Raw genomic sequence first — 25,947 nt, 5'->3', positions numbered from 1 at the left:
AAGTGCCCGGACTCAGGCGAACAGGGGGCGCTCGTCGAAGCGGCGGGAGGTGCGGCCGGCGAGGCGCCAGGCCCGGGCCACGGCGTCGCGGTCGGCGTCGGTGACGAGGTTGCCCATCACGCGCAGCGCCACCGTCATCAGCGCGCGTGAGCGCATCCCGACCGGCCCGGCGGCCGGCAGCAGGCGCGGCAGGGTGAGCAGCCCGGCCAGCCGGCGGGCGATGGAGAACGCCTCGCCGTAGTGGTCGCGCAGGGTCGCCGGCCACGCCGCGGACCAGTCGTCCTCGGCCAGCATCGCGGCCAGGGTGTGCCCGGTCTCCAGGCCGTAGTCGATGCCCTCGCCGTTGAGCGGGTTGACGCAGCCGGCGGCGTCGCCGACCAGGGCCCAGTTGCGCCCGGCCACGCCGGACACCGCCCCGCCCATCGGCAGCAGCGCCGACGCCGGCGCCTGCACCGGGCCCGACAGCTCCCAGTCCTCGCGGCGGGCGGTCGCGTAGGTCTCCAGCAGCGCCTTGAGCTGCACCCCGGCCGGGCGGCGCGCGGTGGCCAGCGTGCCGACGCCGATGTTCACCTGCCCGGCCGCCGCCCCGAGCGGGAACACCCACCCGTAGCCCGACAGCAGCTCGCCCTCGGCGTCGCGCAGCTCCAGGTGCGAGGAGATCCACTCGTCGTCGCTGCGGCCGGAGGCGACGTAGCCGCGCGCCGCGACGCCGTAGGCGGTGTCGCGGTGCCACTCCCGGCCCAGCACGCGGCCGAGGGACGAGCGGACGCCGTCGGCGACGACCAGCCGCTCGCAGCGCACGGTGGACCGCTGCCCGCCGACGTCGAACACCACGCCGCGCACCCGGTCGCCGTCGCGCTCGACGTCGACGGCCCGCGCGCCCTCCAGCGGCGCCGCCCCGGACTGCAGCGCGCAGGCACGGATGCGGGCGTCCAGCTCGGTGCGCGGCACCGCACTGCCGTGGTCGGGGAACGCCCCGCCGGGCCAGGGCAGCTCCCACACCCGGCCGAAGCCGGCCGCGCGCAGGCCGCGGTTGCGGGCCTTCCCGCGCGCCCAGTCGCCGAGGCCGAGCCGGTCGAGCTCGGCGACCGCCCGCGGGGTCAGCCCGTCGCCGCAGGCCTTGTCGCGCGGGAAGACGGCGGCGTCGGCGAGCAGGACGTCGGCACCCGCCCGCGCCGCCCACGCGGCGGCGGCCGAACCGGCCGGCCCGGCTCCCACCACCAGGACGTCGGTGGCGGCGGGGACGACAGCGGGAGCGGGCACGACTCCCAGTGTCCCTGCTCAGCGCGGTGCGCTAGCCGAAGAGGGGGAACCGGGCCGCCGCCTCCCCCAGCGCGGCGCGGTCGGCGTCGGTCAGCGGCTCGCGGCCGGTGCCGCGGCGGGCGGCGGTGGCGTCGTCCCACCCGTCCGGCAGCGGGCTGCCCAGCAGCGCCTCGAGCACCCGCCGGACCTCGGCCAGCCCGTCGGCCGGCGGGCCGGGCCGGGCCAGGTGTGCCACCAGGTCGAGGTGGTGGACGACGGCCTCGACGGCGAGCGTGGACAGCAGGTCACCGACCCCGACCACCCAGCCCTGCGTCGCCACGAGCCCACCGGGGTCGGCACGGCCCGCGGCGACGCACACCGCGGCCGCCGTCTCCGCGTACAGGGGTGCCAGGCCCGGCATCCCGCCCGTGGCGCTGGCCCGCACGCGGGTGCGCCACGCGGTGGAGTCGTCCTCCTCGGGCGAGGGCTGCCAGGAGCGCCAGTAGGTGACGGCGTCGGTGGAGGCCGGCCCGCCCGCCGGGGTCGCCAGGGCGACCAGTCCCCGGCGGGCGTCGTCGAGCAGGTGCTGGGTGAGGTCGAGGACCGCCCAGCCCGCGCAGCCGCTGGGCCGGTCCGCCTCCTCCGGCGTCAGGTCGCCGACCAGGCCGGACAGCGCGCCGTACGCGGACAGGAGCAGCTCCAGGCTCACCCCGGCAGCCTGCTACAGCTGCGGGCCGCGCGCCCGCACCTCCTCCACCGAGGCCATGGCGTCGCGCAGCTCGCCCAGCCACGCGTCGGCGTGCTGCCCGACCAGCCGCACCGCCCAGACGAGCGCCTCGGAGCGGGAGCGGGCGACGCCGGCGTCGACGAGGGTGTCGAGCACCAGCCGCTCGGACTGGCGCAGCCGGGTCATCACCGGCACCGAGGCGTTGGTGAACACCTCGCGGACGTCGCCGCACGAGGCGCCCCAGGCCACCGAGCGGCCGTAGCGCTCCTGCGCGGCGTCGGCGATCGCCATCCGCTGCTCGCGGGTGTCCTCGCGGAAGCGGGCGATGCGCCCGGCGCGGGCGGCGGCCGGGTCGCCCTCACCGGCGTCGGGCTCGGCCAGCGGGCCGACCACGGTGATCTCGTCCCGGTCGACGACGAGGTCCACCGGGCCGGTGAACCAGCCGTCGGGCAGCCGCCCGGCGAACCAGCCGGCGACCTCGGCGCGGTCGACCGGCGGCGCGGTGTCACCTCCGCGGCCACCCGGGCCACGGCGGCGGAAGCCCGGTGCGCCCATCCGGGCGAAGGGGGAATCGGCGAATCGGGAGTGGTGTCCGTGCACAGCGGCCTCCTCGGCAGCAGGTGATTACACGCTTACACGGTAAGACGCCCGGTCGCTGCCGGGAAGGCCTGACGCTCCGCCCACAGCGGACACGACACCCACCGTCGCCCCGTGACGACGGACGACGACGTGCCACCTCGTGTCGCGCCCGGAGGCCGGTTCCCTGTCACATGTCCACACACCGGAGCCCTCGGGATCGACGTCCGTGGGCGATCCGGGCCGTGGTGCCGGGGCGCGTGTCGGCGGATCCTCACGATCGTCAGCACGTCCCCCTGACCCCGGGAGCCCGACATGAGCACCATCCGCACCCGCGCCGCCGTCGTCCTGACCGCCGCCACGGCCGCCCTCGGCGCCACCCTCTCCCCCGCCTCCGCCGCCGCCTGCGGCACCGCGTGGGGCTCGCTGCCGGAGGCCCTCGCCGACCGCGGCGGGGGCACCCTCGACGACGTCCGCGCCGGCCGGCACGACTGCTACGACCGGCTGGTCCTCGACCTCGACGGGATCGACGCCGCCGACGTCTCCTACGACGTCCGCTACGTGGGCCGGGTGGCGCAGGACGGCTCGGGCCGGCCGGTGCCGCTGCGCGGAGCCGCCGACCTCCAGGTGGTCGTGCACACCCCCGCGTACGACGACGGGACGGCCACCTACGACCCGCGCGTCGACGCCGAGGCGGTCGCCGTCGGCGGCTACCGCACCTTCCGCCAGGTCGCGTGGGCGCAGTCGTTCGAGGGCCGCAGCACCGTGGGTCTCGGCGTCCGCGCCCGGCTGCCGTTCCGCGTGACCGTCCTCGACGGCCCGGGCGACGGCGCCCGGCTCGTCGTCGACGTCGCGCACACCTGGTGAGCACCGCGGCCGGACCGGGACGCCCGGCCCGGCCGGCCGCCAGGATGGCGCCGTGGACGAGCGGACCCCCTCGACGTCGTCGCCGACCTGCTGCACACCGTGCGCTCGGGCGTCGATCCCGACCGCGCCGCCGACCTGAGGGCGCCCGAGGTCCTGGCGCCACCAGGGCGACTCGGGCGTCGTCGTGCGCCGGACACCGGCCGGCTACGCGGACCACGTGCGGGAGATGCTCGCCGAGAACGGCCGGGGGAGTCCACCGTGACCCGGCTCGCTCCCGACGGCGACGCCGTGGCCGCCGAGTGGCGGCAGGTCGGCCGTCCCGACCCCGCGACCGGACGGCGCGTGGTCGAGCACGGCCGCGCCCGCTACACCGTCCGGGACGGGCGGGACGCCGGCACGTCGTCTCCGCCCAGCACGACGTCGAGGCCCTGGACGCGGGCTGGGTCCAGGGGCCGCGCGGGGCGATCGCCCGCGAGATCGAGCCGTTCCCGACCGCACGGTGGCCCGCGGGCCCGCCGGCGTCAGCGCGCCGGCGGGTCCGTCCGGTCCTCGTCGCGGCGCTCGGGCCGCGGGCCCTCGATGGCGCGCGGCGCGCGGCGCAGGTCGTCGAGCAGGTCCTGGCCGGGCCGGCGCGGCTCGTCGACGAGCTCGGCGGGGGTGTCGGGGACGACGACCCGCGGGCCGTCACCGGCGTCGTCGAAGCTGCGGGGCAGGCCCTTGATGTGCCGGTTCATCGACCGGACCAGGAAGCCGACGACGACCAGCAGCACGAGCAGGAGGAACAGCCCCAGCGGGCCGGACTTGCCGACGTCCTCGGGCAGCTGCTCCTCGGCGGCCAGCACGGCCTCGACGAGGACGCCGGGGATCGACGCGGGGGTCACGGGACCGGCACCTCGCTGCGGATGCCGGCGAACAGGTCGTCCTCGGGCAGGGGCGAGTCGACCAGCGAACGGGCCAGCTCGTAGTCCTCGGTGGGCCACACGCGCTGCTGCACGTCCATCGGGCAGGCGAACCAGCGGCCGGTGGGGTCGATCTGGGTGGCGTGCGCGATGAGGGCGGCGTCCCGGACCGGGAAGTACTCGGCGCAGGGCACCCGGGTGGTCACCCGGGGGGACATGTCCCGCTCGGGGTCCCAGGTGGCCAGCCACTCGGCGTAGGGGGACTCCGCGCCGGCCTCGACCATCGCCTCGTGCAGCGCCCGCACGCGGGTCAGCGTGAAGGTCATGTGGTAGTAGAGCTTGCTCGGCTGCCACGGCTCGCCCAGGTCGGGGTACCGCTCGGGGTCGCCGGCCGCCTCGAAGGCGTGCACCGAGATCTCGTGGGTCTTGATGTGGTCGGGGTGCGGATAGCCGCCGTGCTCGTCGTAGGTCAGCACGACGTGCGGCCGGAACCGGCGGACCAGCTCGACCAGCGGGGCGGCGGCCTCCTCGGTGGGGACCAGCGCGAAGCAGCCCTCGGGCAGCGGCGGCAGCGGGTCGCCCTCGGGCAGGCCGGAGTCGACGAAGCCGAGGAACTCCTGCTCGACGCCGAGGATCTCGCGGGCGCGCGACATCTCCTCGACGCGCAGCTGCGGCAGGCGCTCCCAGATCTCGGGGCGGTCGAGCGCCGGGTTGAGCACGGATCCGCGCTCGCCGCCGGTGCAGGTCGCCACCATCACCGAGACGCCCTCGGCCACGTACCGGGCCATGGTCGCGGCGCCCTTGCTCGACTCGTCGTCGGGATGGGCGTGCACGGCGAGCAGGCGCAACGGGTGGGCGTCGGTCACCGCAACAGTGTCCCCCGAGGCGGCGACGGGCCGCCGCGAACCCCGTCGTCCGGACGGGTGGATGTGGTGCTCGTCACCGTGAGGTCGGATACGGTCCGCTCCCCCGCAGGGTCGTCCGCGTCCCTGCGACGGCCTCCGCGCCGGTGTTAGTTTGGCCGGATCGACGTCGACCGCCTCCCGACCGGGAGGTGGCCCCCGAGCTGCAGGAGTACCCCGCGTGTCCACCCCCACTGAGAACGAGCAGGGCATCTGGCTGACCCAGGAGGCCCACGACCGGCTGAAGGCCGAGCTCGACCAGTTGGTGGCCGGCCGGCCCGCCATGGCCGCCGAGATCAACGCCCGCCGCGAGGAGGGCGACCTCAAGGAGAACGGCGGCTACCACGCCGCCAAGGAGGAGCAGGGCAAGCAGGAGGGCCGGATCCGGCAGCTGACCGACCTGCTGCGCAAGGCCCGCGTCGGCGAGCCGCCGACGACGGCCACCAGCGCCGAGCTCGGCACGGTCATCACCATCCGCTTCCAGGGCGACGACGAGACCGAGAAGTTCCTGCTCGGCTCGCGCGAGATCGCCGGCACCACCGACCTCGCCGTCTACTCCCCGGAGTCGGCGATGGGCTCGGCGATCCTCGGCGCGAAGCCGGGCACGACGGTCACGTACCAGGCGCCGAACGGCCGCGACATCACCGTCGAGGTCGTCGCCGTCGAGCCGTTCGTCCGCTGACCCGGACCCTCCCGATGCGCACGACCCGCTCCCGGCGGGCGGAGAACACCGGCTTCGCCTGCGTCCACTGCGCCGCCGACGTCCCCGCCAACAGCGACGGCCACTACCGCAACCACTGCCCGGTCTGCCTGTGGTCGCTGCACGTCGACGACCTGCCCGGTGACCGCGCGAGCGAGTGCCGGCAGCCGATGGAGCCGATCGGGCTGGTGGAGAAGTCCGGCAAGGGCTGGCAGGTGGTGCACCGCTGCACGGCGTGCGGCCACCGCCAGCCCAACCGGCTCGTCCGCGACGGCGACGCCCCCGACGACCTCGACCTGGTGCTCTCGCTCCCCTGGCTGTAGGGCCCCCCGGGGGTGCTCCTCGCGGTCCCGGGGTCCCGCAGGACCCGCGGAGCACGAGGAGCACCCCAGCAGCGGCCTCCTCAGGCCGGGGCGAGGCCGCGGCGGCGGAGCAGCGGAGCGGGGTCGGCGTCGCGGCCGCGGACGGCACGGAAGGCCTCCAGCGGGTCCACCGAGCCGCCGCGGGAGAGCAGCCGCTCGCGGAAGACGTCGCCGTTCTCGCGCCGCAGGCCGCCGTTCTCGCGGAACCACTCCACGGTGTCGGCGTCGAGGACCTCCGACCAGATGTAGGAGTAGTAGCCCGCCGCGTAGCCGCCGGCGAAGACGTGCTGGAAGTACGTGGTCCGGTAGCGCGGCGGCACGAGGTCGCTGGCGACGCCGACGTCGGCCAGCGCCCGCCGCTCGAACTCGGCGGGGTCGCCGATCTCGGTCTCCGGCGTGATGCGGTGCCAGGCCTGGTCGAGCAGCGTGGCGGCGAGGTACTCCAGCGTCGCGAAGCCCTCGCCCCACAGCCGGGCGGCGTCCAGCGCCTCGACGACGGCCGGCGGCAGCGGCTCCCCGGTGTCGACGTGCCGCGCGTAGGTGGACAGCACCTCCGGCCACAGCGCCCACATCTCGTTGACCTGGCTCGGGAACTCGACGAAGTCGCGGGGCACCGCGGTCCCGGCGAAGCGCGGGTAGGTCACCGCCGAGCTCAGGCCGTGCAGCGCGTGGCCGAACTCGTGGAACAGCGTGTCCACCTCGCTGAGCGTCAGCAGCGTCGGCCGGCCCTCGGGCGCGCGGGCCACGTTGAGGTTGTTGACGACGACCGGCCGGGTGCCGAGCAGCCGCGACTGGGTGACGAACGAGCTCATCCACGCCCCGCCGCGCTTGCCCTCGCGGGCGGTGAAGTCGCCGAGGTAGAGCCCCACCGCCTCGCCGGCGGGGCCGCTGACCTCCCAGACGCGGACGTCGGGGTGGTAGCCGGCGAGGTCCGGGCGCGGGGCGAAGCGGAAGCCGTAGAGCAGCTCGGCGGCCCGGAAGACGCCGTCGACCAGGACCCGGTCCAGCTCGAACCAGGAGCGCAGCGCGGCGGTGTCCACGGAGTACCGCTCGGCGCGCACCCGCTCGCTGTAGAAGGCCCAGTCCCACGGCGCGAGCTCGGACACGCCGTCGCGGACGGCGACCTCGGCCAGCACCTCCCCCTCGGCCATCGCGTTCGCCGTGGACGGGCCGACCATCGACGAGAGCATCGCGTCCACGGCGCCGGTGCTGCCGGCGGTCTGGTCGGCCAGCACCAGGTCGGCGTGGGTGGCGAAGCCCAGCAGCCGCGCCCGCTCGGCGCGCACCCGGGCGATCCGCGCGGCCACCGGGCCGTTGTCGTGCTCGCCCGACGACGCGCGGGTCACCGACGCCTCGAACACCCGGCGCCGCAGCTCCCGGTTCCGCAGCTTGGCCAGCACCGGCTGGCCCGTGGGCAGCAGCAGCGGGAGCACGTACCCGTCGAGGCCGCGGTCGGCGGCGGCACCGGCCGCGGCGGCGGCCTCCTCCTCGTCCAGCCCGTCCAGCTCGGCGACGTCGGACACCCGGACGGCGGCCGCCTCGGTGGCCAGCTGCAGGTTCTGCCCGAACTGCGTGGACAGCTCGGAGAGCTCGCGGTTCATCGCCGACAGCCGGGTGCGGCCCTCCTCGTCGAGCCGGGCACCGGCCAGCACGCGGTCGAGGTGGTGGCGCTCCACCAGCCGCACCGCCTCGGGGTCCAGCCCGGAGTCGTGGCGCGCCTCGTGGACGGCGTCGACACGGGCGAACAGCGCGGGATCGAGCCGCAGCGCGTCGGCGTGCGCGGCCTCCAGCGGGGCGAGCTCCCGTTCGATCTCGCGCAGCCGTGGCGTGGACAGCGAGGAGGAGAGGTTGCCGAACACCGCCTCGGCGCGGCGCAGCAGCGCACCGGAGCGCTCCAGCGCCTCGACCGTGTTCCCGAAGGTGGGCGGCTCGGCCGATCCGGTGATCGCGTCGAGCTCGGCGCGCTGCTCGGCCATCCCGGCCAGCACCGCCTCGCGGCAGTGCTCGAGGGTGGTGTCGGCGAACGGCGGCAGCCCGTACGGCAGCGGCGACTCGGACAGCAGCGGGTTGGACGGCAGCGGGGTGGACGCGGCGGGGGCGGTCTCGGCACTCATCGGGCGCCATCCTCCGCCTCCGCCCGGCCCGGCCGCAGGAGCCTCCCAGCGGCCCCGTCCCGGCGACGGCACGACCGGCACCGGGACGGGTGCGTCAGCGGCTGGCGGTCCGCCGGTAGATGCACACCGACAGCGGCACGAAGACCGCCAGCAGCAGGGCCGACCAGATCAGCGTGTACAGCACCGGGTGCTGCAGCGACCACGTGTCGGTGGCGCCCAGGCCCGGCGCGGTGTTGCCGAACAGCTCCCGGGCCGCCTGCACGACCGCCGACACCGGGTTCCAGTCGGCGATCCACTTGAGCACCGTCGGGAAGTCGTCCGTCGGCACGAACGTGTTGGCGATGAAGGTCAGCGGGAAGATGACGATGAAGCTGGCCTGCTGCACCACCTCCGGTGCCCGGACGAGCAGTCCCACCGTGGCCATCAGCCAGCTCATCGCGTAGGCGAACAGGAGGAGCAGCGCGAAGCCGGCGAGCGCCTCGCCCAGCGAGGACCGGATCCGCCAGCCCACGATCAGGCCGGTGACCCCCATGACCACGATCGACAGCGCGTTGAGCGCGAGGTCGGCCACCGTCCGGCCGACCAGCACGGCCGACGACGCCATCGGCAGGGACCGGAACCGGTCGATCAGCCCCTTCTGCAGGTCCTCGGCCAGGCTGGCCCCGGTGATCGTGCTCCCGAAGACGATCGTCTGGGCGAAGATCCCCGGCAGCAGGAACTCGGCGTAGCTGATGCCCTGGATGGGGATGGCACTGCCGAAGACGTACCGGAACAGCAGCACGAACATGATCGGGGACAGCGTCGCGAAGACGATGAGCTCCGGGACCCGCTTGACCTTGACCAGGTTGCGGCGGGTGATCGTCAGGCCGTCCTCGACGGCGACGGACAGCGAGCTCATCGGACACTCCCGGCGGTCCCGGCCGGCACGCGGGTGGTGTCCGCGGGCGCGGCCTCGTCGTCGGCGGTCTCGTCGGCCGAGTGGCCGGTGAGGGTGAGGAACACGTCGTCGAGGTCGGGCCGGCGCAGCCCGATGTCGAGCACCTCGACGTCGGTGCCGGCCAGCAGCCGCAGCGCCTCGGCCAGCGAGTCGGTGCCCCCGCGCACCGGCAGGCTCAACCGCCGGGTCTGCTCGTCGGGACGGGCACCGCCGGCCGACAGCGGCGTCAGCAGCCGGGCGGCCTCGGCGAGGTCCTGCGCCCGGCCCACGGTCAGCTCCAGCCGCTGCCCGCCGACCTGGGCCTTGAGCTCGTCGGCGGTGCCGCGGGCGATCACCCGGCCGCGGTCGATGACCACCATCCGTTCGGCGAGGCGGTCGGCCTCCTCGAGGTACTGGGTGGTCAGCAGGATCGTCGTCCCGCCGCCGGCGAGGTCGGCGATGAACTCCCACATGCCCAGCCGGCTGCGCGGGTCCAGGCCGGTGGTCGGCTCGTCGAGGAAGAGCACCCGCGGGCGGGCGATGAGCGACGCGGCGATGTCCAGCCGCCGCCGCATGCCGCCGGAGTAGGTCTTCGCCGGCCGGCCGGCCGCGTCGGTGAGCCCGAAACGCTCGAGCAGCTCCTCCGCCCGCGTCCGCGACTCCCGCTTCCCGAGCCGGTAGAGCCGCCCGACCATCTCCAGGTTCTCGAAGCCGGTGAGGTACTCGTCGACGGCGGCGTACTGGCCGGTCAGCCCGATCATCGAGCGCACCCGGCCCGGCTCCCGCAGCACGTCGACGCCGGCGACCTCGGCGCGGCCGCCGTCGGGCTGCAGCAGCGTGGTGAGGATGCGGACGACGGTGGTCTTGCCCGCCCCGTTGGGCCCGAGCAGACCGAGCACGCTGCCCTCGGGGACGGCGAGGTCCACCCCGGCGAGCGCGGTGTTGGACCCGAAGCGCTTCTGCAGTCCCTCGACGAGGATGGCGTTGCCCATGCCGGTCAAACTAGGTGTGAGCACCGACACTTCCCGAACCGATCCCGCCCACCGCGACCCGGGTCCACGCCCTCCGACCGCGGCGGCGGCCGGGGCTCGTCGACGGTGCCCGCTCAGCCCTCCGAGACGGCGAAACCGGCGCCGGCGAGCGCGGCGACGACGGTCCGCGCGTGGTCGGGACCGCGGGTCTCGAGGACGACGAAGACCTCGACCTGCCCGAGGTCCAGGCGGGTCGACGTCCGCTCGTGCTCGACCTCGAGGACGTTGGCGCCGCCCTCGGCGAGCACCGCGAGCACCGCCGCCAGCGAGCCCGGCCGGTCGGGCACGGACAGCCGCAGCCGCAGGTACCGGCCGGCCGCGGCCATGCCGTGCTGGACCACCTTGAGCAGCAGCACCGGGTCGACGTTGCCGCCGGAGACGACGGCGACCACCGGCGGCGGGAAGGCCTCCGGCTCGGCCAGCACCGCGGCCACGGCAGCGACCCCGGCCGGCTCGACGACGAGCTTGGCCCGCTCCAGGCAGAACAGCAGCGCCCGGGAGAGGTCCTCCTCGCCCACGGTGCGCACCTCGTCGACCAGGTCGCGGACGTGCGCGAGCGTGAGGTCGCTGGGCGCGCCGACGGCGATCCCGTCGGCCATCGTCGTCAGGCCGGACAGCGGCACCGGGTGCCCGGCCGCCAGGGACGCGGGGAAGGCGGCGGCACCCTCGGCCTGCACCGCCACGATCCGCACCTCCGGGCGGCGGGCCCGGACGGCGGCGGCGACGCCGGACACCAGCCCGCCGCCCCCGGTGCAGACGACGACGGTGGCGACGTCGGGGCACTGCTCCAGCAGCTCGGCGCCCACGGTCCCCTGCCCGGCGATGACGTCGGGGTGGTCGAACGGGTGGATCATCACCGCGCCGGTCGCCTCCGCGTGCGCGGTCGCCGCGGCCAGTGCCGCGGTGAGGTCGACGCCGACCAGGCGGGCCTCGGCGCCGTAGCCGCGGGTGGCGGCCACCTTGGGCAGCGGAGCGGACTCGGGCATGAAGACGGTCACCGCGATGCCGAGCATGCGGGCGGCCAGGGCGACGCCCTGCGCGTGGTTGCCGGCGCTGGCCGCCACCACCCCGCGGGCCCGCTCCTCCGGGGTCAGCCGGGACAGCCGCACGTAGGCGCCGCGGAACTTGAACGAGCCGGTGTGCTGCAGGTTCTCGCACTTGAGGTGCACCGGTCCGCCCACCCGCTCGGCCAGCGCCCGCGAGTGCTCCAGCGGCGTGCGGCGCGCGACGCCCTCGAGCAGGTCGGCCGCGGCGGCGACGTCGGCACCCGTGACCAGGTCGGCTCCCATGCCGTGATCCTCCCAGGGCCGAGCGGGGCGCTCCCGCATCGTCGCTGCTCGTCGTACCGTGGCTGAGGTGACGGACGTCGCCCCAGCGCAGACCCCACCCGCACCCACGACCCTCGGCGAGCTCCGTGCGGACGGAGCCGCCTTCCGGCCGGTCAAGGCCGAGATCCGCGCCAACCTCCTCGCCCGCCTCGGCGCCGGCGAGCCCAGCCTGCCCGGCATCGTCGGCTTCGAGGACACCGTCGTCCCCGAGGTCGAGCGGGCCCTCATCGCCGGCCACGACCTCGTCCTGCTGGGCGAGCGCGGCCAGGGCAAGACCCGCCTGATCCGCACCCTGGTCGGCCTGCTCGACGAGTGGACGCCGGTCCTGGCCGGCAGCGAGCTCAACGAGCACCCGCTGCACCCGATCAGCGTGTGGGCACACCGCCAGATCAGCGAGCACGGCGACGACACCCCGGTCGGCTGGCTGCACCGCAGCGAGCGCTTCGGGGAGAAGCTGGCCACCCCCGACACCAGCGTCGGCGACCTCATCGGCGACGTCGACCCGATCAAGGTCGCCGAGGGCCGCACCCTGGGTGACCCGGAGACGGTCCACTACGGCCTCGTCCCGCGCACCAACCGCGGCATCTTCAGCGTCAACGAGCTGCCCGACCTCGCCGAGCGCATCCAGGTCGCGCTGCTCAACGTGCTCGAGGAGCGCGACATCCAGATCCGCGGCTACCGCGTGCGGCTGCCGCTGGACCTCCTGCTCGTGGCCAGCGCCAACCCCGAGGACTACACCAACCGCGGGCGGATCATCACGCCGCTGAAGGACCGCTTCGGCGCCGAGGTCCGCACGCACTACCCGCTGGAGCTCGCCGACGAGATCCGGCTGCTGCTGCAGGAGGCGCAGACCAGCGGCCTGGGCGCGCCGAGCGGGCACGACGGCTTCGACGCCCCCGTCGTCCCCCAGCACCTGGCCGAGATCGTCGCCCGGTTCACCCGGCTGGTGCGCGAGTCCAGCCACGTGGACCAGCGCTCGGGCGTCAGCGCCCGGTTCGCCATCGCGGGGCTGGAGACGGTGGCCGCCTCCGCCGTCCGCCGGGCCGCGATCGCCGGGGAGACCCGGCCGGTGGCGCGCGTCGTGGACCTGCCCGGCATCGTCCCGGCCAGCCGCGGCAAGGTCGAGTTCGCCGACTCCGGCAGCGACCCCGACGACGACCGGGAGACGGAGGTGCTCGAGCACCTGCTGCGGCAGGCGACCGCGCAGACCTTCCGTGCCCGGTGCGGCGGACTGGACCTCACCGGGCTGCAGGAGCACTTCACCGGAGGGGAGACCGTCGAGTCCGGCGAGCTCGTGCCGGGCGCGGCGCTGCTGGGCCAGCTGGGCACCATCCCGAGGCTGGCGGAGCTCCTCGGGCGCCTGGGCGTGCCGGAGGGCGAGGAGTCCGCCGAGCAGGCCGCCGCCGCCGTCGAGTTCGCCCTCGAGGGCCTCTACCTCACCCGCCGGCTGGCCAAGGACACCGACGGCACGCGGACGGTCTACGGGGCATGAGCAGGTCCCGCCCCGGCAGGGGGTACCGGTACGGCCGCTGGCGGGGCGGGGCCGACCCGCTCGCCCCGCCCTACGACCTGGGCAGCGCCGTCGACGAGATCGGCGACTCGGTGCTCGGCGGCAGCGGCGTGCGCGAGGCGCTGCGCGAGCTGCTGCGCCGCGGCATGGACGGCCGGCGCGGGCTGGACGAGCTGCGCCGCTCGGTCCGCGAGCGGCTGCGCCAGGCCCGCACCGCCGGCCGGATGGACGGCACGCTGCAGGAGGTCCGCGAGCTGCTCGACCGGGCGCTCGAGGCCGAGCGCCGCGCGCTGTTCCCCGACCCGGACGACGCCGCCCGGCTGGCCGAGGCCGAGCTCGACGCGCTCCCGCAGGACACCGCGGGCGCGGTGCGGGCACTGAAGGACTACCCGTTCCGCTCGCCGGAGGCGCGGGAGGCCTACGACCGCATCCAGGACCTGCTGCGGCGGGAGGTGCTCGACAGCTCCTTCGCCAACATGAAGCAGGCGCTGGAGAACGCCACCGAGCAGGACATGCAGGCGGTCAAGGACATGGTCGCGGACCTGTCCCGGCTGGTGGACGCGCACAACCGCGGCGAGGACACCGACGAGCAGTTCCGCGAGTTCATGGAGGAGCACGGGCAGTTCTTCCCCGACGACCCGCAGTCGGTGGAGGAGCTGATCGACTCCCTCGCGCGCCGGGCGGCCGCCCAGGAACGCATGATGGCCGGCCTGTCGCCCGAGCAGCGGGCCGAGCTGGCCGACCTGATGGCCCAGACCATGTCGGACATGGGGCTGGCCAGCGAGATGGCGCACCTGCAGGACGCGCTGCGCCAGGCCCGCCCCGACCTCCCCTGGGGTCAGCGCGGCCAGGTCCCCGACGGCGAGCAGGGCCTCGGCCTCGGCGACGCCACCAGCGCCGTCGCGGAGCTGGCCGACCTCGAGGCGCTGTCCAACCAGCTCTCGCAGGGCTACGCCGGCGCCTCGCTGGCCGACGTCGACGAGGAGCTGCTCGAGCAGGCCCTGGGCCGCGAGGCCGTCGACGACCTCGCGGCGCTGCGGCAGATGGAGCGCGAGCTGGAGCGGCAGGGCTACCTCAACCGCTCCGACGGCAAGCTGGAGCTCTCGCCGAAGGCGGTGCGCCGGCTGGGCGCCACCGCGCTGCGGCGGGTGTTCGCCAAGCTCGACGCCGCCGGGCGGGGCGAGCACGACGTCGCCGACGCCGGCGCGGCCGGGGAGCTCACCGGGAGTTCCCGGGAGTGGCAGTTCGGCGACGAGCAGCCCCTCGACGTCGTCCGGACCGTCCGCAACGCGGTGCTGCGCACCGCCGGCACGCCCTCCCGGGACGGCGGCCGGAGGGTCCGCATCGCCGTCGAGGACTTCGAGGTCGTCGAGACCGAGCGTCGCACCGGGGCCGCCGTCGCGCTGCTGGTCGACCTGTCCTACTCGATGGCGCTGCGCGGCACGTGGGGCGCGGCCAAGTCGACGGCGATGGCGCTGCACTCGCTGGTGACGACCCGATTCCCGCAGGACGCGATCCAGATCATCGGCTTCTCCTCCACCGCCCAGGTGCTCAAGCCCGAGACCCTGGCCGAGCTGTCCGTGGACACGCTGCAGGGCACCAACCTGCAGCACGGGCTGATGCTGGCCCGCCGCTTCCTCGCCCGGCACCGCGACGCCGAGCCGGTGGTCCTGGTGGTCACCGACGGCGAGCCGACGGCGCACCTGGAGGAGGACGGCACGCCGTACTTCTGCTGGCCGCCGATGCCCGAGACGATCGCCCGGACGGTCGCGGAGGTGGAGCGGGTGGCGCGGTCGGGCGCGACGCTCAACGTGTTCGCCCTCGATCCGGAACCGAGCCTGGTGCACTTCGTCCACGACATCACCGCACGGGCCGGCGGCCGGGTGTTCACCCCGGACAGCGACCGGCTCGGCGAGTACGTCGTCGCGGACTACCTGCGCACCCGCAGGGGGCGCCGAGCGCGGTGAGCGGTCCCGTCTCGGTCGGGGAGGTCGGCGTCGACGTCGTCCTGCCCCTGCGCAGCGCCGTCCTGCGCGACGGCGGCCCCGCGGGGCTCCCCGGTGACGACGACCCCGCGACGGTGCACCTGGCCGCGCGGGCGCCCGACGGCCGGGTGGTCGGCGTCGTCCGCCTCGCTCCCGCGCCGTGCCCGTGGCAGCCGGCGCGGGCACCGTGGCAGCTGCGCGGCATGGCCACCGACCCGGAGGTCCGCGGCACCGGGGCCGGCCGCGCGCTGCTGGCGGCGGGCCTGGAGGTGGTCGCCACGCGGGGCGGGGACCTGCTGTGGTGCAACGCCCGTCAGACCGCGGCCGGCTTCTACGCCCGCGCGGGCTTCCGCGTGGCGACCGGGCCGTTCGACGTCGACCTGATCGGCCCGCACGTCGGCATGGTCACGTCCGTGCCCGGGCCCGTCCGCGGGGGCCGCTGAGTCCCGCCGCCCGGCGGGGTCACCACCGCATGACCGAGTACGTGCAGACCGCGGACGGCACCCGCATCGCCTACGACCGCGACGGCGCCGGCCAGCCGCTGGTGCTCGTCGGCGGCGCCGGCCAGTTCCGCGCGGTCGACCCCGACACCGGCGAGCTGGTCACCGCGCTGGCCGCGCGCGGCTTCGACGTCGTCGTCCACGACCGGCCCGGCCGCGGGGACAGCGGTGGCGAGCCGCCGTTCGGGCTGGCCGGCGAGGTCGCTGCGATCCGCGCGCTCGTCGACCTCCTCGGCGGGCGGGCGTGGCTGTACGGCAGCTCCTCCGGGGGCGCCATCGCCCTCGCCGCGGCCGCGGAGCTGCCCGGCGTCGAGCGGCTGTTCCTGTGGGAGGTCCCGCTCGACGAGGAGGAGGGCACCGCGGGCGCCGACGCCCTGGCCGCGGTCCGTGCGCTGGCGGCCGCCGGGGACCGCGAGGGCATCTGGCGGCTCTGGACCGACGGCATGCCGCCGGAGTGGTTCGAGCAGATGCGCTCCGGCCCGTCCTGGCCGCTGTTCGAGCGGATGGCACCCACCCTCGAGGCCGACGCCGAGGCACTGGCGTGGACGCAGTCGGCACCGCGCGCGCGGTTGTGGGCGCCGGTGACCGCGCACGCGGTGGTCCTGATCGGGTCGGAGACCTTCCCGTCCATGGCCGACGCCGCCGACTCGATCGTCGGCTCGCTGGCCTCCGCGGAGCGCGTCGAGGTGCCCGGCCGGGACCACCGCTGGGAGGCGGCCGGGCTCGCCGACGTGCTGGCCGCCTCCCTGCCGGTCAGCGGCGGACCGGGTGCGAGCCGCTCGAGCTGATGCCCGGGATGCGCCCGGCGCGGAACGCGTCGACGAACAGCCGGTGGTCCTCCTGCGCCTGCCGGGCGTAGGAGGAGGCGAACGCGACCAGGTCGGCGACGAACTCCTCGCGCCGGTCGCCGACCATCGCCGCGACTGCGTCCTCGGTCTGGAAGTCGACCAGCGTGTGGTCGCTGTCGGCGTCCCCGACGCAGTGCATCTTCGCCGTCGCCCGGCCCAGCTGGGCCACGACCGGCGCGATCTCCTCCGGCTCGGTCAGGTCCTCCCAGTCCAGGTCGACCTCGTAGGGCGAGAGCTCCTGGACGACGAACCCGACGCCGTCGATCTCGGTGTGGCCCAGGAACTGCGAGGCGTTGGCCTGCAGCGCCCGCTGGCTCACCGCCGTCCGGTGCCCGTGGTGCTCGAAGTACGCGCCGATCGCCTCGTCCCGCACGATGCGGCTGGGCGCGGCCACGTTGCCCTGCTTCAGCGACAGGACGACGTCGTTCTCCAGCGCCTGGTCGTAGCCCTCGATCAGCACGTTGTAGGCGGGCAGTCCGGCGCTGCCGATGCCGAAGCCCCCGGTGCCGATGACGTCCTTGACGTCGTAGGCGACGTCACGGCGGCGCATCGGCGGGTGGACGGTCTCCCGCCACCGGTCCAGCGCGGCGAGCACCCGGTCGCGCTCGTCGTCGTCGAGCCGGCGGGTGCGCCCGCCGTCGGTGAAGCGCCGCTGGTACCCCTCGACGACGGTCATCCGGTCCAGCAGCGAGGCGCGCGTGCGGGTCGTCGTCTCGAGGATGGCCCCGCGGACGGCGCCCTCGGTGTTGGCGAGGGTCAGGGCGAAGGTGCGGTCGTCGTCGGAGCGGCGGAACGCCTCGACCTGGTCGAGGTAGGCGTCCAGGTACGTGCCCAGCAGGTCGGCGATGACGTCGTCGCCGAGCGCCTTGCTCCAGGACAGCAGCGCGAAGCTGGCCGCGAAGCGGCGCAGGTCCCAGGTGACCGACCCGACGTAGGCCTCGTCGAAGTCGTTGACGTCGAAGACGATCCGCCCGGCACCGTCCATGTAGGTCCCGAAGTTCTCTGCGTGCAGGTCGCCCTGGATCCACACCCGGCTGGTCCGCTCGTCGCACCAGGGGTCGTCGAGGGCGTCCATGTCGGCGTAGAAGAGGCAGGCGCTGCCGCGGTAGAAGGCGAAGGGACCGGCGGCCATCTTGCGGAACTTGGTGCGGAAGGCGTCGGCGTCGGCGGCCATCAGCTCGGCGAACGCCTCGACGAGGACGTCGACGATGTGTTCCGAGCGGTCCCCGGACGTTCTCCCGGGGGCCACCCGTCGGGGGGATTCGGGCACGGGGGGCACCGTAGAGGGCGGCTAGCCTGCAGGACAGGCGGTTGCGCGGGGGACGATCGGAGTGGCGGTGACGAGAGCGAGCACGGCACGACGGCTGGCGGCCGCCGCGGCGTACGGCGGCGGGGGCGTCGGCCTCGCCGGTGCGGGCGTCCTCGGGCTGCTGCGCCTCGAGGCCCGCGCCGCCCGCAGGAGGGTCGAGGCCCGGACGTCGAAGCAGGACCCGCCCTCCGGCGACGGCGTCTACGGCCGCGGCCGCGGCAAGCCGCTGGTGTTCACCGTGCTCGGCGACTCCAGCGCCGTGGGCCTGGGCGTCGAGCGCGCCACCGAGACCCCCGGGGTGCTGCTCGCCGCCGCGCTGGCCGAGCTGGCCGAGCGCCCCGTGCGGCTGATCCGGCTGGCCGTCTCCGGCGCGGAGTCCTGCGAGCTGGACCCGCAGGTCGAGCGCGCGTTGGCGAAGCACCCCGACGTCGTCCTGATCATGATCGGCGCCAACGACGTCACCACCCGCACCCGCCCGGCGGTCTCCGTGCGCCACCTCGCCGACGCGGTGCGGCGACTGCGCGAGTCCGGCGCGCAGGTCGTCGTCGGCACCTGCCCCGACCTCGGGACCATCCGCCCGATCGGGCAGCCGCTGCGGCTGCTGGCCCGGCGCTGGAGCCGGCAGATGGCCGCGGCGCAGACCATCGCCGTCGTCGAGGCCGGCGGGCGGACGGTGTCGCTGGGCTCGGTCCTCGGGCCGAGCTTCGCCCAGGACCGCTCGCTGTTCAGCGTGGACGAGTTCCACCCCAGCGCCGCCGGGTACGCGCAGGCCGCGGCGGTGATCCTCCCGGCGCTGGCCGACGCGCTCGGCGTCTGGCCGGCCCCGACGGGTCGTCGGCGGCAGCGTCGCGGCACGGTGCGTCCCGTCGCGCGGGCGGCGGCACGGGCGGCCGGCCGGCCGGGTACCGAGGTCCGGGCCACCGAGGTCCGCGGCTCGGTCGAGGGGCCGCTGGGCACGTGGGCGCGACTGCTGCGCAGGCGGCCCACGGAGCTGCCCACGCCCGAGGAGGCCGGGGAGGCCGCCGAGGCCGTGGAGATCCCCGTCGGCTGACCCGGCACGTGTAACACCTTCGGCGCGTGTAGCAGGCGCGCCCGCGAGGGCCGGCGGACCCGGGGGTAGTTTCGGGGTGACCGATCCCCGGCGCTCCCGGCCCGGGGAACCCCTCATCGCGGAGGCCCCCATGCCCGAAGCCGTCATCGTCGCGACCGCGCGCTCCCCCATCGGCCGCGCGTTCAAGGGGTCCCTCAAGGACCTGCGCCCCGACGACCTGGCCGCCACCATCGTCCGCGCGGCGCTGGACAAGGTCCCGGCGCTGGACCCGACCGACATCGACGACCTGATCCTCGGTTGTGGCCTCCCCGGCGGGGAGCAGGGCCACAACATGGGCCGCGTCGTCAGCGTGCTGCTCGGCATGGACCACCTGCCGGGCACCACGATCACCCGCTACTGCTCGTCGTCGCTGCAGTCGACCCGCATGGCCATGCACGCCATCAAGGCCGGCGAGGGCGACGTCTTCATCTCCGCCGGCGTCGAGATGGTCTCGCGGTTCGTGAAGGGCAACAGCGACTCGCTGCCCGACACCCACAACCCGGTGTTCGCCGAGGCCTCGGCCCGGGTGGCCAAGACCGCCGAGAGCGGCGCCGACTCCTGGGCCGACCCGCGCGAGAACGGCGACGTCCCGGACATCTACATCGCCATGGGCCAGACCGCCGAGAACCTGGCGCTGCTCAAGGACGTCTCCCGGCAGGAGATGGACGAGTTCGCCGTCCGCAGCCAGAACCTGGCGGAGAAGGCGATCGAGAACGGCTTCTGGGAGCGGGAGATCACCCCGGTCACCACGCCCGACGGCACGGTGGTCAGCAAGGACGACGGCCCGCGCGCCGGCACCACGATCGAGGGCATCTCGCAGCTCAAGCCGGTCTTCCGCCCCGACGGCCGGGTCACCGCCGGCAACGCCTGCCCGCTCAACGACGGCGCCGCGGCGGTCGTGGTCATGAGCGACACGAAGGCCCGCCACCTCGGCCTGACCCCGCTGGCCCGCATCGTCTCGACCGCGGTCACCGGCCTGTCGCCGGAGATCATGGGCTACGGCCCCGTCGACGCCTCGAAGCTCGCCCTGCAGCGGGCCGGCATGACGATCGACGACATCGACCTGGTCGAGATCAACGAGGCCTTCGCCGCGCAGGTCATCCCGAGCTACCGCGACCTGGGCATCGACATCGACAAGCTCAACGTGCACGGCGGGGCGATCGCCGTCGGTCACCCGTTCGGCATGACCGGCGCCCGCATCACCGGCACCCTGCTCAACGGCCTGCAGACCACGGACGGCACCTTCGGCCTGGAGACCATGTGCGTCGGTGGCGGCATGGGCATGGCGATGGTGCTCGAGCGCCTGTCCTGACCCCCTGACACGACAGTGGCCCGGCCCCCGCGAGGGGACCGGGCCACTGTTCCGTGCTGGCCCCGCTGCCGAGGCAGCGGGGGCCGTGCTCAGTTGTCCTGGAAGTAGGACAGCAGGCGCAGGATCTCCAGGTACAGCCAGACGACCGTGACGAGCAGGCCGAAGGCGACGTACCAGGCGAACTTGGCCGGGGCGCCGCGGCGGATCGCCTGGTCGGCCATGTCGAAGTCGAGCAGCAGCGTGAAGGCCGCCACACCGATCACGACGATGCTGAAGATGATCGCCAGCGGGCCGCCGTCACGCAGGCCCAGGCCGCCCGGGGTGAAGAAGCTCGCCACCAGGTTGACCAGGACCAGCGCCAGGACACCGAACAGCGCGCCGACGATCCAGCGGGTCAGCTTGGGGGTGACCCGGATGGCGCCGGTCTTGTAGACGACCAGCATGCCGGCGAAGACGCCGAAGGTGCCGATGAGCGCCTGGACGACGATCCCGGGGTAGATCGTGTTGAAGGCCTCGCTGATGGCGCCGAGGGCGACACCGTAGAGCGCGCCGTAGGCCAGGGTCGCCGCCGGGTTGGCGATCTGCTTGAAGCTGATCACCAGGCCCAGGACGAAGGCCACGAGCACCGCGGGCAGCGCCAGGCCCCACGCGGCCTGTCCGGGCAGCGCCCAGACGACGGCCGCGGCGAGGACCGTGACGAGGAAGGACAGGCCCGTCTTCTGGACGACGTCGTCCATCGTCATGTAGCGGGTGGCCGGCGGGCCGTACGGGCCGGCGGGGGCCGGGGCACCGTAGCCCTGGGGCGCGCCGTACGGCTGCCCGTAGGGCTGGGCGGCGGGCTGGCCGTACTGCTGGCCGGTGGGCTGGCCGTAGCCGGCAGCGCCGTAGCCCTGCTGGCCGTACGGCTGCCCGTACTGCTGGCCGGTGGGCTGGCCGTAGCCGGGAGCGCCGTAGCCCTGCTGGCCGTTCTGCTGGCCACCACCGGACGCGGCGTTGGCGAAGCCCCGGCCGAAGACCGGGTTGGAGCTCGGCATCGTCATCTCCTCGAGGTGACTGGTCGGTCGGTGGGCTGCTACCTCGCACCCCACTCGATCCCTACAACGCCGCAGGTGGCCCGGACGTTCCTGGGATCCCCGCTACCCACCACCGGGTGAGGGACGCGCCGGGGGCGCGGCACCGTGCGGTGCCGCGCCCCCGGGTCGTGCCGGTCGGGGAGGTCAGACCCCGACCCCGCCGTGGTCGTGGCCGGCGTGCAGTCCGCCGCCACCGGCCGCCTCGTCCCGCTCGACGCGGTACTGCCGCGCCGCCGGGTCGCCCTCGAACGTGCCGCCCGGGACCGGCCGGCCGGCCACCCCGTTCACCCGCGAGGTGTCGTAGGCCAGCGTGAGCACCGCGTAGGCGACGGCGTCGGAGTTCTCGTCGAGCGCCTTCTCGTCGATGTTGCCGATGTCGTCCCCGGCCTCGTGGTAGTTCGGGTCGTAGGCGACGCCGGCCTCACCGCCGTACAGCAGGACCTGGTAGTCCTCCTTGAGCACCTCGGCGCCGGTGAACAGCCCGCCTGACGGGATGCCGTTGTTGATGAAGGCCTGGTAGTCGCTGCGGCCGCTGAACTCGGTGCCCTCGTAGTACAGGCCCCGCGACTCGTAGAAGTCCTCGAAGACGTACTCGATCTGGTCCGAGCCCTCGGGCACCGGGACGCCGGCCGGCGCCGGGAAGGTGGACTGGTCGCCGTCGTAGACGAACCGGGCGAAGTTCGGCGAGCCGATCATGTCGAAGTTCAGGTACAGCCCGATCCGCTCCAGCTCGGGCGTCGGCTCCCCCTCCGCGTCCAGGAGCGAGCCGACGTACTCGTTCGAACCGAGCAGGCCGAGCTCCTCGGCCCCCCACCAGGCGAACCGGATGGTGTTGACCGGCTTGACCTTGCCCAGGTTCTCCGCGACCTCGATCAGGCCGGCACTGCCCGAGCCGTTGTCGTTGATGCCCGGGCCCTCGGGGACCGAGTCGAGGTGCGCACCGGCCATGACGACGTTGTCCGACGTCCGGCCGGGCAGCTCGGCGACGACGTTCTCGGTCTCCCGGATCTCGCTGACGGCGTCCACCGCGATGCGCACGGTCGCACCCTGGAGCGCGACGCCGGCCGCGTAGCCGACGCCCACGACGGGCACGGCGCGGTCGATCGGCGCGCCGAGCGTCGGGGACAGCAGCGCGTCGCGGCCGGGCTGGCCCTCGTTGAACAGGACCACGCCGGCCGCACCGTTGGCGACGGCGTTCTGGACCTTGATGCCGAAGGCGCAGGTGCCCCGCTGGAGCAGGGCGATGTTGCCCTCCGTGAAGCCGTCGAAGTCGGAGTCCTCGCAGCCGCTGGTGTTGCCGTTGAGCTCCCCGACCGGCGGGATGGTCACGTCGACCGCCTGCACGGCGGCCGTCACGTCCCCACTGCCCGAGTACGTGGCCACCGCGTAGTCGGTGCCCTCGACATAGGTGGCGGGGTCGGGCGAGACCCGGCTGAGGGCGCCGGGGCTCGTCTGCTGGAAGTACGGGAACTCGAAGGGCCGGCGGGTGACCGTCCAGCCGGCGTCCACGAGCCGGTCCTCCACGTAGTCGGCCGAGGCGGTGTAGCCGGGCGTGCCGGAGGCGCGGGTGCCGTCGTGGGCGTCGGCGATGCCCTGGAAGGCCTCCAGGTGCTCCATGACGCCGTCGAGCGTCACGCAGTCGGTCAGCTTCGCCACGGTGTTGTTGTCGCGGTGCTCGCAACTGTTGCCGCCGGCGGCCCCGGCGGGCAGCGCAGCGACCACGCTCCCGGCGAGCGCGAGCACGCCGGCGGTGCCGGCGACGGCGATGCGCGATCGCCGGGACGGGTGGGACTGGGTCATGGACGTCTTCCCCTCGAACGTCGGGTGAGCTCCGTTGCTCACGAGGGGTAACCCTGTCAATACGATTGCGGGAGACGTCAAGCCCTGTACTTCCTGCGGCTCATGGTGTATCGGCTCGAAAGAAGTCGTGAGTCCGGCGTAGGTTCCTCCGGGTGGTGCGGTGGATGCGGCGGCCGGTCGTCCCGCGGTGCCCCCGGTGGGGTTCGAACCCACACTGTGACCCTTTTAAGGGGCCTGCCTCTGCCGGTTGGGCCACGGGGGCGGTCCACGCCGTCCGGCCCCGCGGGAACGGAGCGGACGGCGTAGCGCTCAGCGCGCCTGCGCGCGGTCGGCCGGTGACGGCGCCGGCATCTGGCCGGTCCCGACGGAGGTCGCCGCGGTGACGAACTCCCGGCGCGGGTCCTGCAGTTGGCCCAGCGCGACGACCTCCCGCCGGAACAGCGAGGCCAGCGTCCAGTCGGCGACCACGCGGGCCTTGCGGTTGAACGTCGGCACCCGGCTGACGTGGTAGCTGCGGTGCATGAACCATGCCGGCCAGCCCTTGAGCTTGACCCCGTAGACCTGCGCGACGCCCTCGTGGAGGCCGAGGCTGGCCACCGACCCGGCGTAGGCGTGCCGGTAGGGCCGCGGCTGCTCGCCGCGCAGGGTCGCCGCCACGTTGTCGGCCAGCCGCTTGGCCTGCCGGACGGCGTGCTGGGCGTTGGGCGCGGTGGTGGCCCCCGGCTCGGGCTTGGTGAGGTCGGGGACGGCGGCGAGGTCGCCGGCGGCCCAGGCGTCCTCGAGCCCGCTGACCTGCAGCGTCGGCTCGCAGCGCACCCGCCCCCGCTCGTCCAGGGGCAGGTCGGTCGAGGCGAGCAGCGGGTTGGGCCTGGTGCCGGCGGTCCACACGAGGGTGTCGCTGGCGAACTCGGCGCCGTCGGAGAGGCGGACGACGCCGTCGGTGACCGACTCCAGGCGCGTGTTCAGCCGCACGTCCATGCCGCGCGCGGTGAGCTGCTTGACCGTCCAGGCGGCCATGTCCAGGTCGACCTCGGGCAGGATCCGGCCGGTGGCCTCCACCAGCACCCACCGCATGTCGCTCGGCGACAGCCGCGGGTAGTAGTGGGTGACGGCGTAGCGGGCCATGTCCTCGAGCTCGGCGAAGGCCTCGATGCCGGCGTAGCCGCCGCCGACGAAGGTGAAGGTCAGGGCGCGCTGCCGGACGAGGGGGTCGTCGGTCGAGGCCGCGGCGTCGAGCCGGGCGAGCACGTGGTTGCGCAGGTAGATGGCCTCCCCCACGGTCTTGAAGCCGATGCCGTGCTCGGCCAGCCCGGGGATGGGCAGCGTCCGGGCGACCGACCCCGCCGCCATCACCAGCACGTCGTAGGACAGCTCGTAGGGGTCGCCCTCGGCCGGCAGGACCCGCGCCCGCCGGTCCGCGTGCGACAGCCCGACGACGGCGCCGGTGACCACCCGGCAGCGCGGCAGCGTGCGGCGCAGCGGGACGACGACGTGCCGCGGCTCCACCGAGCCGGCCGCGGCCTCGGGCAGGAACGGCTGGTAGGTCATGTGCGGCTGTGGGTCGACGACGAGGATCTCGGCGCGTCCCCGGGACAGCTTCTTCTGCAGCCGCAGCGCGGTGTAGAGGCCGACGTACCCGCCGCCGACGACCAGCACCACCGGACGGGATCCCAGATCCGGACGAGACGCCATGGGCCCACCCTAGGGGCGCACGTCCACGCCGCGCCCCGGCTCAGCCGGGGCCGGCGAGCTCCGTGGCCCGGGACAGGACGGCGTCGAGCATCGGTTCGGTGAGCCGGCCGGTGAAGGTGTTCTGCTGGCTCACGTGGTAGCTGCCCAGCAGGGTCAGCGGCCCGCGCGGGCCCTGCAGCGTCACCTCCACGCCGTGCCCGAAGGCCGGCCGCGGCCGGGGCAGCGCGTAGCCGGCGCCGGCGAGGACGGGCCACAGCGCCGTCCAGCCGAAGCCGCCGAGGACGACGACCACCCGCAGGTCCGGCAGCAGCGCCAGCTCACGCGCCAGCCAGGGTGAACAGGTGTCGCGCTCGGCCGGCGTGGGCGCGTTGTCGGGAGGGGCGCAGCGGACCGCGGCGGCCACCCGCACGCCGGTGGGCTCCAGGCCGTCGCCGACGTGCGTCGACGTCGGCTGGTTGGTCAGGCCGGCCCGCCACAGCGCGGCGAAGATCCAGTCCCCGCTCCGGTCGCCGGTGAAGACCCGGCCGGTGCGGTTGCCGCCGTGCGCGGCCGGCGCCAGGCCGACGACGGCGATCCGCGCCGTCGCGGGGCCGAGGCCGGGCACCGGGCGGCCCCAGTACTCCTCGTCGCGGAAGGACGCGCGCTTGACCCGGGCGACCTCCTCGCGCCAGGTGACCAGCCGCGGGCAGGCGCGGCAGCCGGAGATCCGGGTGTCGAGGACGGCGAGGTCACGGGCACCGCGGGCGGAGCGGGCGACCCCTGCCGGCGTCTGCGTGACCGGGAAGCCCTGCGCGTCGACCGCCACCTGCCCAGTGCACCACCCGACCGGGCGCGCGCGGACCGCGGGTGCGCCAGGCATGATCACCCGCATGGCCCGCACGCAGAAGCCGCCGCTGACCTGGAAGCTGCTGGGGACCGGCTCCGCCACCCTGTCCGGCATCGCCGTCCGCAAGCTCACCGACGCGGTCTGGTACGCGGCACGCGGCTCGACCCCGCCGAAGAACCCCGCCGCGCCGGGCGTCTCCTGGCCCGAGGCGCTGGCCTGGGCCGCGTTCTCCGGGCTCACGGTCGCCGGTAGCCGGCTGCTGGCCGCGCGCGGTGCCGCCGCGGCCTACCAGTCGCTGACCGGCAAGCTCCCGCCCGGGATCAACGAGGCCTCCTGAG

Annotated in this window: 24 protein-coding genes and 1 tRNA gene; 10 read left to right on the top strand and 15 right to left on the bottom strand. The window is 74.9% G+C overall.

What is annotated here, in order from left to right:
- Nucleotides 1-12 precede the first annotated feature (12 nt).
- The 3 genes from HLV61_RS18420 to HLV61_RS18410 are packed head-to-tail and all read right to left on the bottom strand — an operon-like array spanning nucleotide 13 to nucleotide 2,524.
- Nucleotides 13-1,263, bottom strand: coding sequence for a geranylgeranyl reductase family protein (locus HLV61_RS18420; protein ID WP_369258003.1), 1,251 nt, complete (start codon nucleotides 1,261-1,263; stop codon nucleotides 13-15).
- Nucleotides 1,264-1,294: 31 nt separating this feature from the next.
- Nucleotides 1,295-1,951, bottom strand: a complete 657-nt coding sequence (locus HLV61_RS18415; protein WP_369258001.1) for a maleylpyruvate isomerase N-terminal domain-containing protein — start codon at nucleotides 1,949-1,951, stop codon at nucleotides 1,295-1,297.
- Between the two features lie 12 nt (nucleotides 1,952-1,963).
- The gene (locus HLV61_RS18410) at nucleotides 1,964-2,524 is read right to left on the bottom strand and encodes a hypothetical protein (RefSeq protein ID WP_369257999.1); all 561 of its coding nucleotides are present in this window, start codon (nucleotides 2,522-2,524) and stop codon (nucleotides 1,964-1,966) included.
- 336 nt (nucleotides 2,525-2,860) lie between these two features.
- Here HLV61_RS18410 and HLV61_RS18405 point away from each other — a divergent pair, with 336 nt between their 5' ends.
- Nucleotides 2,861-3,412 carry an AMIN-like domain-containing (lipo)protein gene (locus HLV61_RS18405; protein WP_369257997.1) on the top strand — a complete coding sequence of 184 codons (552 nt, stop codon included), beginning with the start codon at nucleotides 2,861-2,863 and terminating at the stop codon, nucleotides 3,410-3,412.
- A 521-nt stretch (nucleotides 3,413-3,933) separates the two neighbouring features.
- On the opposite strand, the gene HLV61_RS18400 is transcribed toward HLV61_RS18405, so the two are convergent.
- On the bottom strand, nucleotides 3,934-4,293 hold the full coding sequence (locus HLV61_RS18400; protein WP_369257996.1) for a hypothetical protein: 360 nt from the start codon (nucleotides 4,291-4,293) through the stop codon (nucleotides 3,934-3,936).
- Complete coding sequence (gene mca / locus HLV61_RS18395; RefSeq protein ID WP_369257994.1) at nucleotides 4,290-5,177, bottom strand: mycothiol conjugate amidase Mca; 888 nt, start codon at nucleotides 5,175-5,177, stop codon at nucleotides 4,290-4,292. Before mca ends, HLV61_RS18400 begins: the two co-directional genes overlap by 4 nt.
- 217 nt (nucleotides 5,178-5,394) lie before the next feature.
- Here mca and greA point away from each other — a divergent pair, with 217 nt between their 5' ends.
- On the top strand, nucleotides 5,395-5,895 hold the full coding sequence (gene greA, locus HLV61_RS18390) for a transcription elongation factor GreA (RefSeq protein ID WP_369257992.1): 501 nt from the start codon (nucleotides 5,395-5,397) through the stop codon (nucleotides 5,893-5,895).
- Between the two features lie 14 nt (nucleotides 5,896-5,909).
- Nucleotides 5,910-6,236, top strand: coding sequence for an RNHCP domain-containing protein (locus HLV61_RS18385; protein ID WP_369257990.1), 327 nt, complete (start codon nucleotides 5,910-5,912; stop codon nucleotides 6,234-6,236).
- Between the two features lie 80 nt (nucleotides 6,237-6,316).
- Here HLV61_RS18385 and HLV61_RS18380 read toward each other — a convergent pair whose 3' ends face one another.
- From HLV61_RS18380 to ilvA, 4 genes are all read right to left on the bottom strand, one after another.
- On the bottom strand, nucleotides 6,317-8,389 hold the full coding sequence (locus tag HLV61_RS18380) for a M3 family metallopeptidase (protein WP_369257989.1): 2,073 nt from the start codon (nucleotides 8,387-8,389) through the stop codon (nucleotides 6,317-6,319).
- 94 nt (nucleotides 8,390-8,483) lie between these two features.
- On the bottom strand, nucleotides 8,484-9,287 hold the full coding sequence (locus tag HLV61_RS18375; RefSeq protein ID WP_369257987.1) for an ABC transporter permease: 804 nt from the start codon (nucleotides 9,285-9,287) through the stop codon (nucleotides 8,484-8,486).
- A complete protein-coding gene (locus HLV61_RS18370) occupies nucleotides 9,284-10,297 on the bottom strand; it encodes an ATP-binding cassette domain-containing protein (protein ID WP_369257985.1) in 1,014 nt (337 codons plus the stop codon). Before HLV61_RS18370 ends, HLV61_RS18375 begins: the two co-directional genes overlap by 4 nt.
- Before the next feature lie 113 nt (nucleotides 10,298-10,410).
- Nucleotides 10,411-11,625, bottom strand: coding sequence for a threonine ammonia-lyase (ilvA, locus tag HLV61_RS18365; protein WP_369257984.1), 1,215 nt, complete (start codon nucleotides 11,623-11,625; stop codon nucleotides 10,411-10,413).
- A gap of 67 nt (nucleotides 11,626-11,692) precedes the next feature.
- Here ilvA and HLV61_RS18360 point away from each other — a divergent pair, with 67 nt between their 5' ends.
- From HLV61_RS18360 to HLV61_RS18345, 4 genes are read left to right on the top strand one after another with little or no spacing between them, the layout of a single operon-like run.
- Nucleotides 11,693-13,156 carry a sigma 54-interacting transcriptional regulator gene (locus tag HLV61_RS18360; protein WP_369257982.1) on the top strand — a complete coding sequence of 488 codons (1,464 nt, stop codon included), beginning with the start codon at nucleotides 11,693-11,695 and terminating at the stop codon, nucleotides 13,154-13,156.
- The gene (locus tag HLV61_RS18355) at nucleotides 13,153-15,141 is read left to right on the top strand and encodes a VWA domain-containing protein (RefSeq protein WP_369257980.1); all 1,989 of its coding nucleotides are present in this window, start codon (nucleotides 13,153-13,155) and stop codon (nucleotides 15,139-15,141) included. The genes HLV61_RS18360 and HLV61_RS18355 overlap by 4 nt, the downstream gene beginning before the upstream one ends.
- Nucleotides 15,138-15,602: a GNAT family N-acetyltransferase gene (locus HLV61_RS18350; RefSeq protein ID WP_369257978.1), complete on the top strand. Its 465-nt coding sequence runs from the start codon at nucleotides 15,138-15,140 to the stop codon at nucleotides 15,600-15,602. Before HLV61_RS18355 ends, HLV61_RS18350 begins: the two co-directional genes overlap by 4 nt.
- A gap of 29 nt (nucleotides 15,603-15,631) precedes the next feature.
- A complete protein-coding gene (locus tag HLV61_RS18345) occupies nucleotides 15,632-16,447 on the top strand; it encodes an alpha/beta fold hydrolase (protein WP_369257976.1) in 816 nt (271 codons plus the stop codon).
- Here HLV61_RS18345 and HLV61_RS18340 read toward each other — a convergent pair.
- Nucleotides 16,413-17,777 carry a DUF2252 domain-containing protein gene (locus HLV61_RS18340; RefSeq protein WP_369257974.1) on the bottom strand — a complete coding sequence of 455 codons (1,365 nt, stop codon included), beginning with the start codon at nucleotides 17,775-17,777 and terminating at the stop codon, nucleotides 16,413-16,415. The two genes, HLV61_RS18345 and HLV61_RS18340, sit on opposite strands and share 35 nt — an antisense overlap.
- Before the next feature lie 67 nt (nucleotides 17,778-17,844).
- Here HLV61_RS18340 and HLV61_RS18335 point away from each other — a divergent pair, with 67 nt between their 5' ends.
- Together HLV61_RS18335 and HLV61_RS18330 are read left to right on the top strand one after the other, a co-directional pair.
- Complete coding sequence (locus HLV61_RS18335) at nucleotides 17,845-18,867, top strand: SGNH/GDSL hydrolase family protein (RefSeq protein ID WP_369257972.1); 1,023 nt, start codon at nucleotides 17,845-17,847, stop codon at nucleotides 18,865-18,867.
- A 130-nt stretch (nucleotides 18,868-18,997) separates the two neighbouring features.
- Nucleotides 18,998-20,218, top strand: a complete 1,221-nt coding sequence (locus HLV61_RS18330) for an acetyl-CoA C-acetyltransferase (RefSeq protein WP_369257971.1) — start codon at nucleotides 18,998-19,000, stop codon at nucleotides 20,216-20,218.
- Between the two features lie 89 nt (nucleotides 20,219-20,307).
- On the opposite strand, the gene HLV61_RS18325 is transcribed toward HLV61_RS18330, so the two are convergent.
- From HLV61_RS18325 to HLV61_RS18305, 5 genes are all read right to left on the bottom strand, one after another.
- Nucleotides 20,308-21,252, bottom strand: coding sequence for a Bax inhibitor-1/YccA family protein (locus HLV61_RS18325; RefSeq protein WP_369257969.1), 945 nt, complete (start codon nucleotides 21,250-21,252; stop codon nucleotides 20,308-20,310).
- A gap of 183 nt (nucleotides 21,253-21,435) precedes the next feature.
- Nucleotides 21,436-23,091: a M28 family peptidase gene (locus HLV61_RS18320; RefSeq protein ID WP_369257967.1), complete on the bottom strand. Its 1,656-nt coding sequence runs from the start codon at nucleotides 23,089-23,091 to the stop codon at nucleotides 21,436-21,438.
- 188 nt (nucleotides 23,092-23,279) lie between these two features.
- Nucleotides 23,280-23,353, bottom strand: a tRNA-Leu gene (locus HLV61_RS18315).
- Between the two features lie 47 nt (nucleotides 23,354-23,400).
- Complete coding sequence (locus tag HLV61_RS18310; RefSeq protein ID WP_369257965.1) at nucleotides 23,401-24,783, bottom strand: NAD(P)/FAD-dependent oxidoreductase; 1,383 nt, start codon at nucleotides 24,781-24,783, stop codon at nucleotides 23,401-23,403.
- 40 nt (nucleotides 24,784-24,823) lie between these two features.
- Entirely contained in the window at nucleotides 24,824-25,588 is a 765-nt protein-coding gene (locus HLV61_RS18305) for a uracil-DNA glycosylase (protein WP_369257963.1), read from the bottom strand.
- 64 nt (nucleotides 25,589-25,652) lie between these two features.
- Here HLV61_RS18305 and HLV61_RS18300 point away from each other — a divergent pair, with 64 nt between their 5' ends.
- Nucleotides 25,653-25,946 (top strand): DUF4235 domain-containing protein, encoded by a 294-nt coding sequence (locus tag HLV61_RS18300; protein ID WP_369257961.1) that lies wholly within the window; start codon nucleotides 25,653-25,655, stop codon nucleotides 25,944-25,946.
- Nucleotide 25,947 lies beyond the last annotated feature (1 nt).

Source organism: Geodermatophilus amargosae (assembly GCF_041028265.1).
Taxonomy (GTDB): Bacteria; Actinomycetota; Actinomycetes; order Mycobacteriales; family Geodermatophilaceae; genus Geodermatophilus; species Geodermatophilus amargosae_A.
The sequence above is the reverse complement of the archived record's forward strand: the minus strand, read 5'-3'. Positions and strand labels throughout refer to the sequence as shown.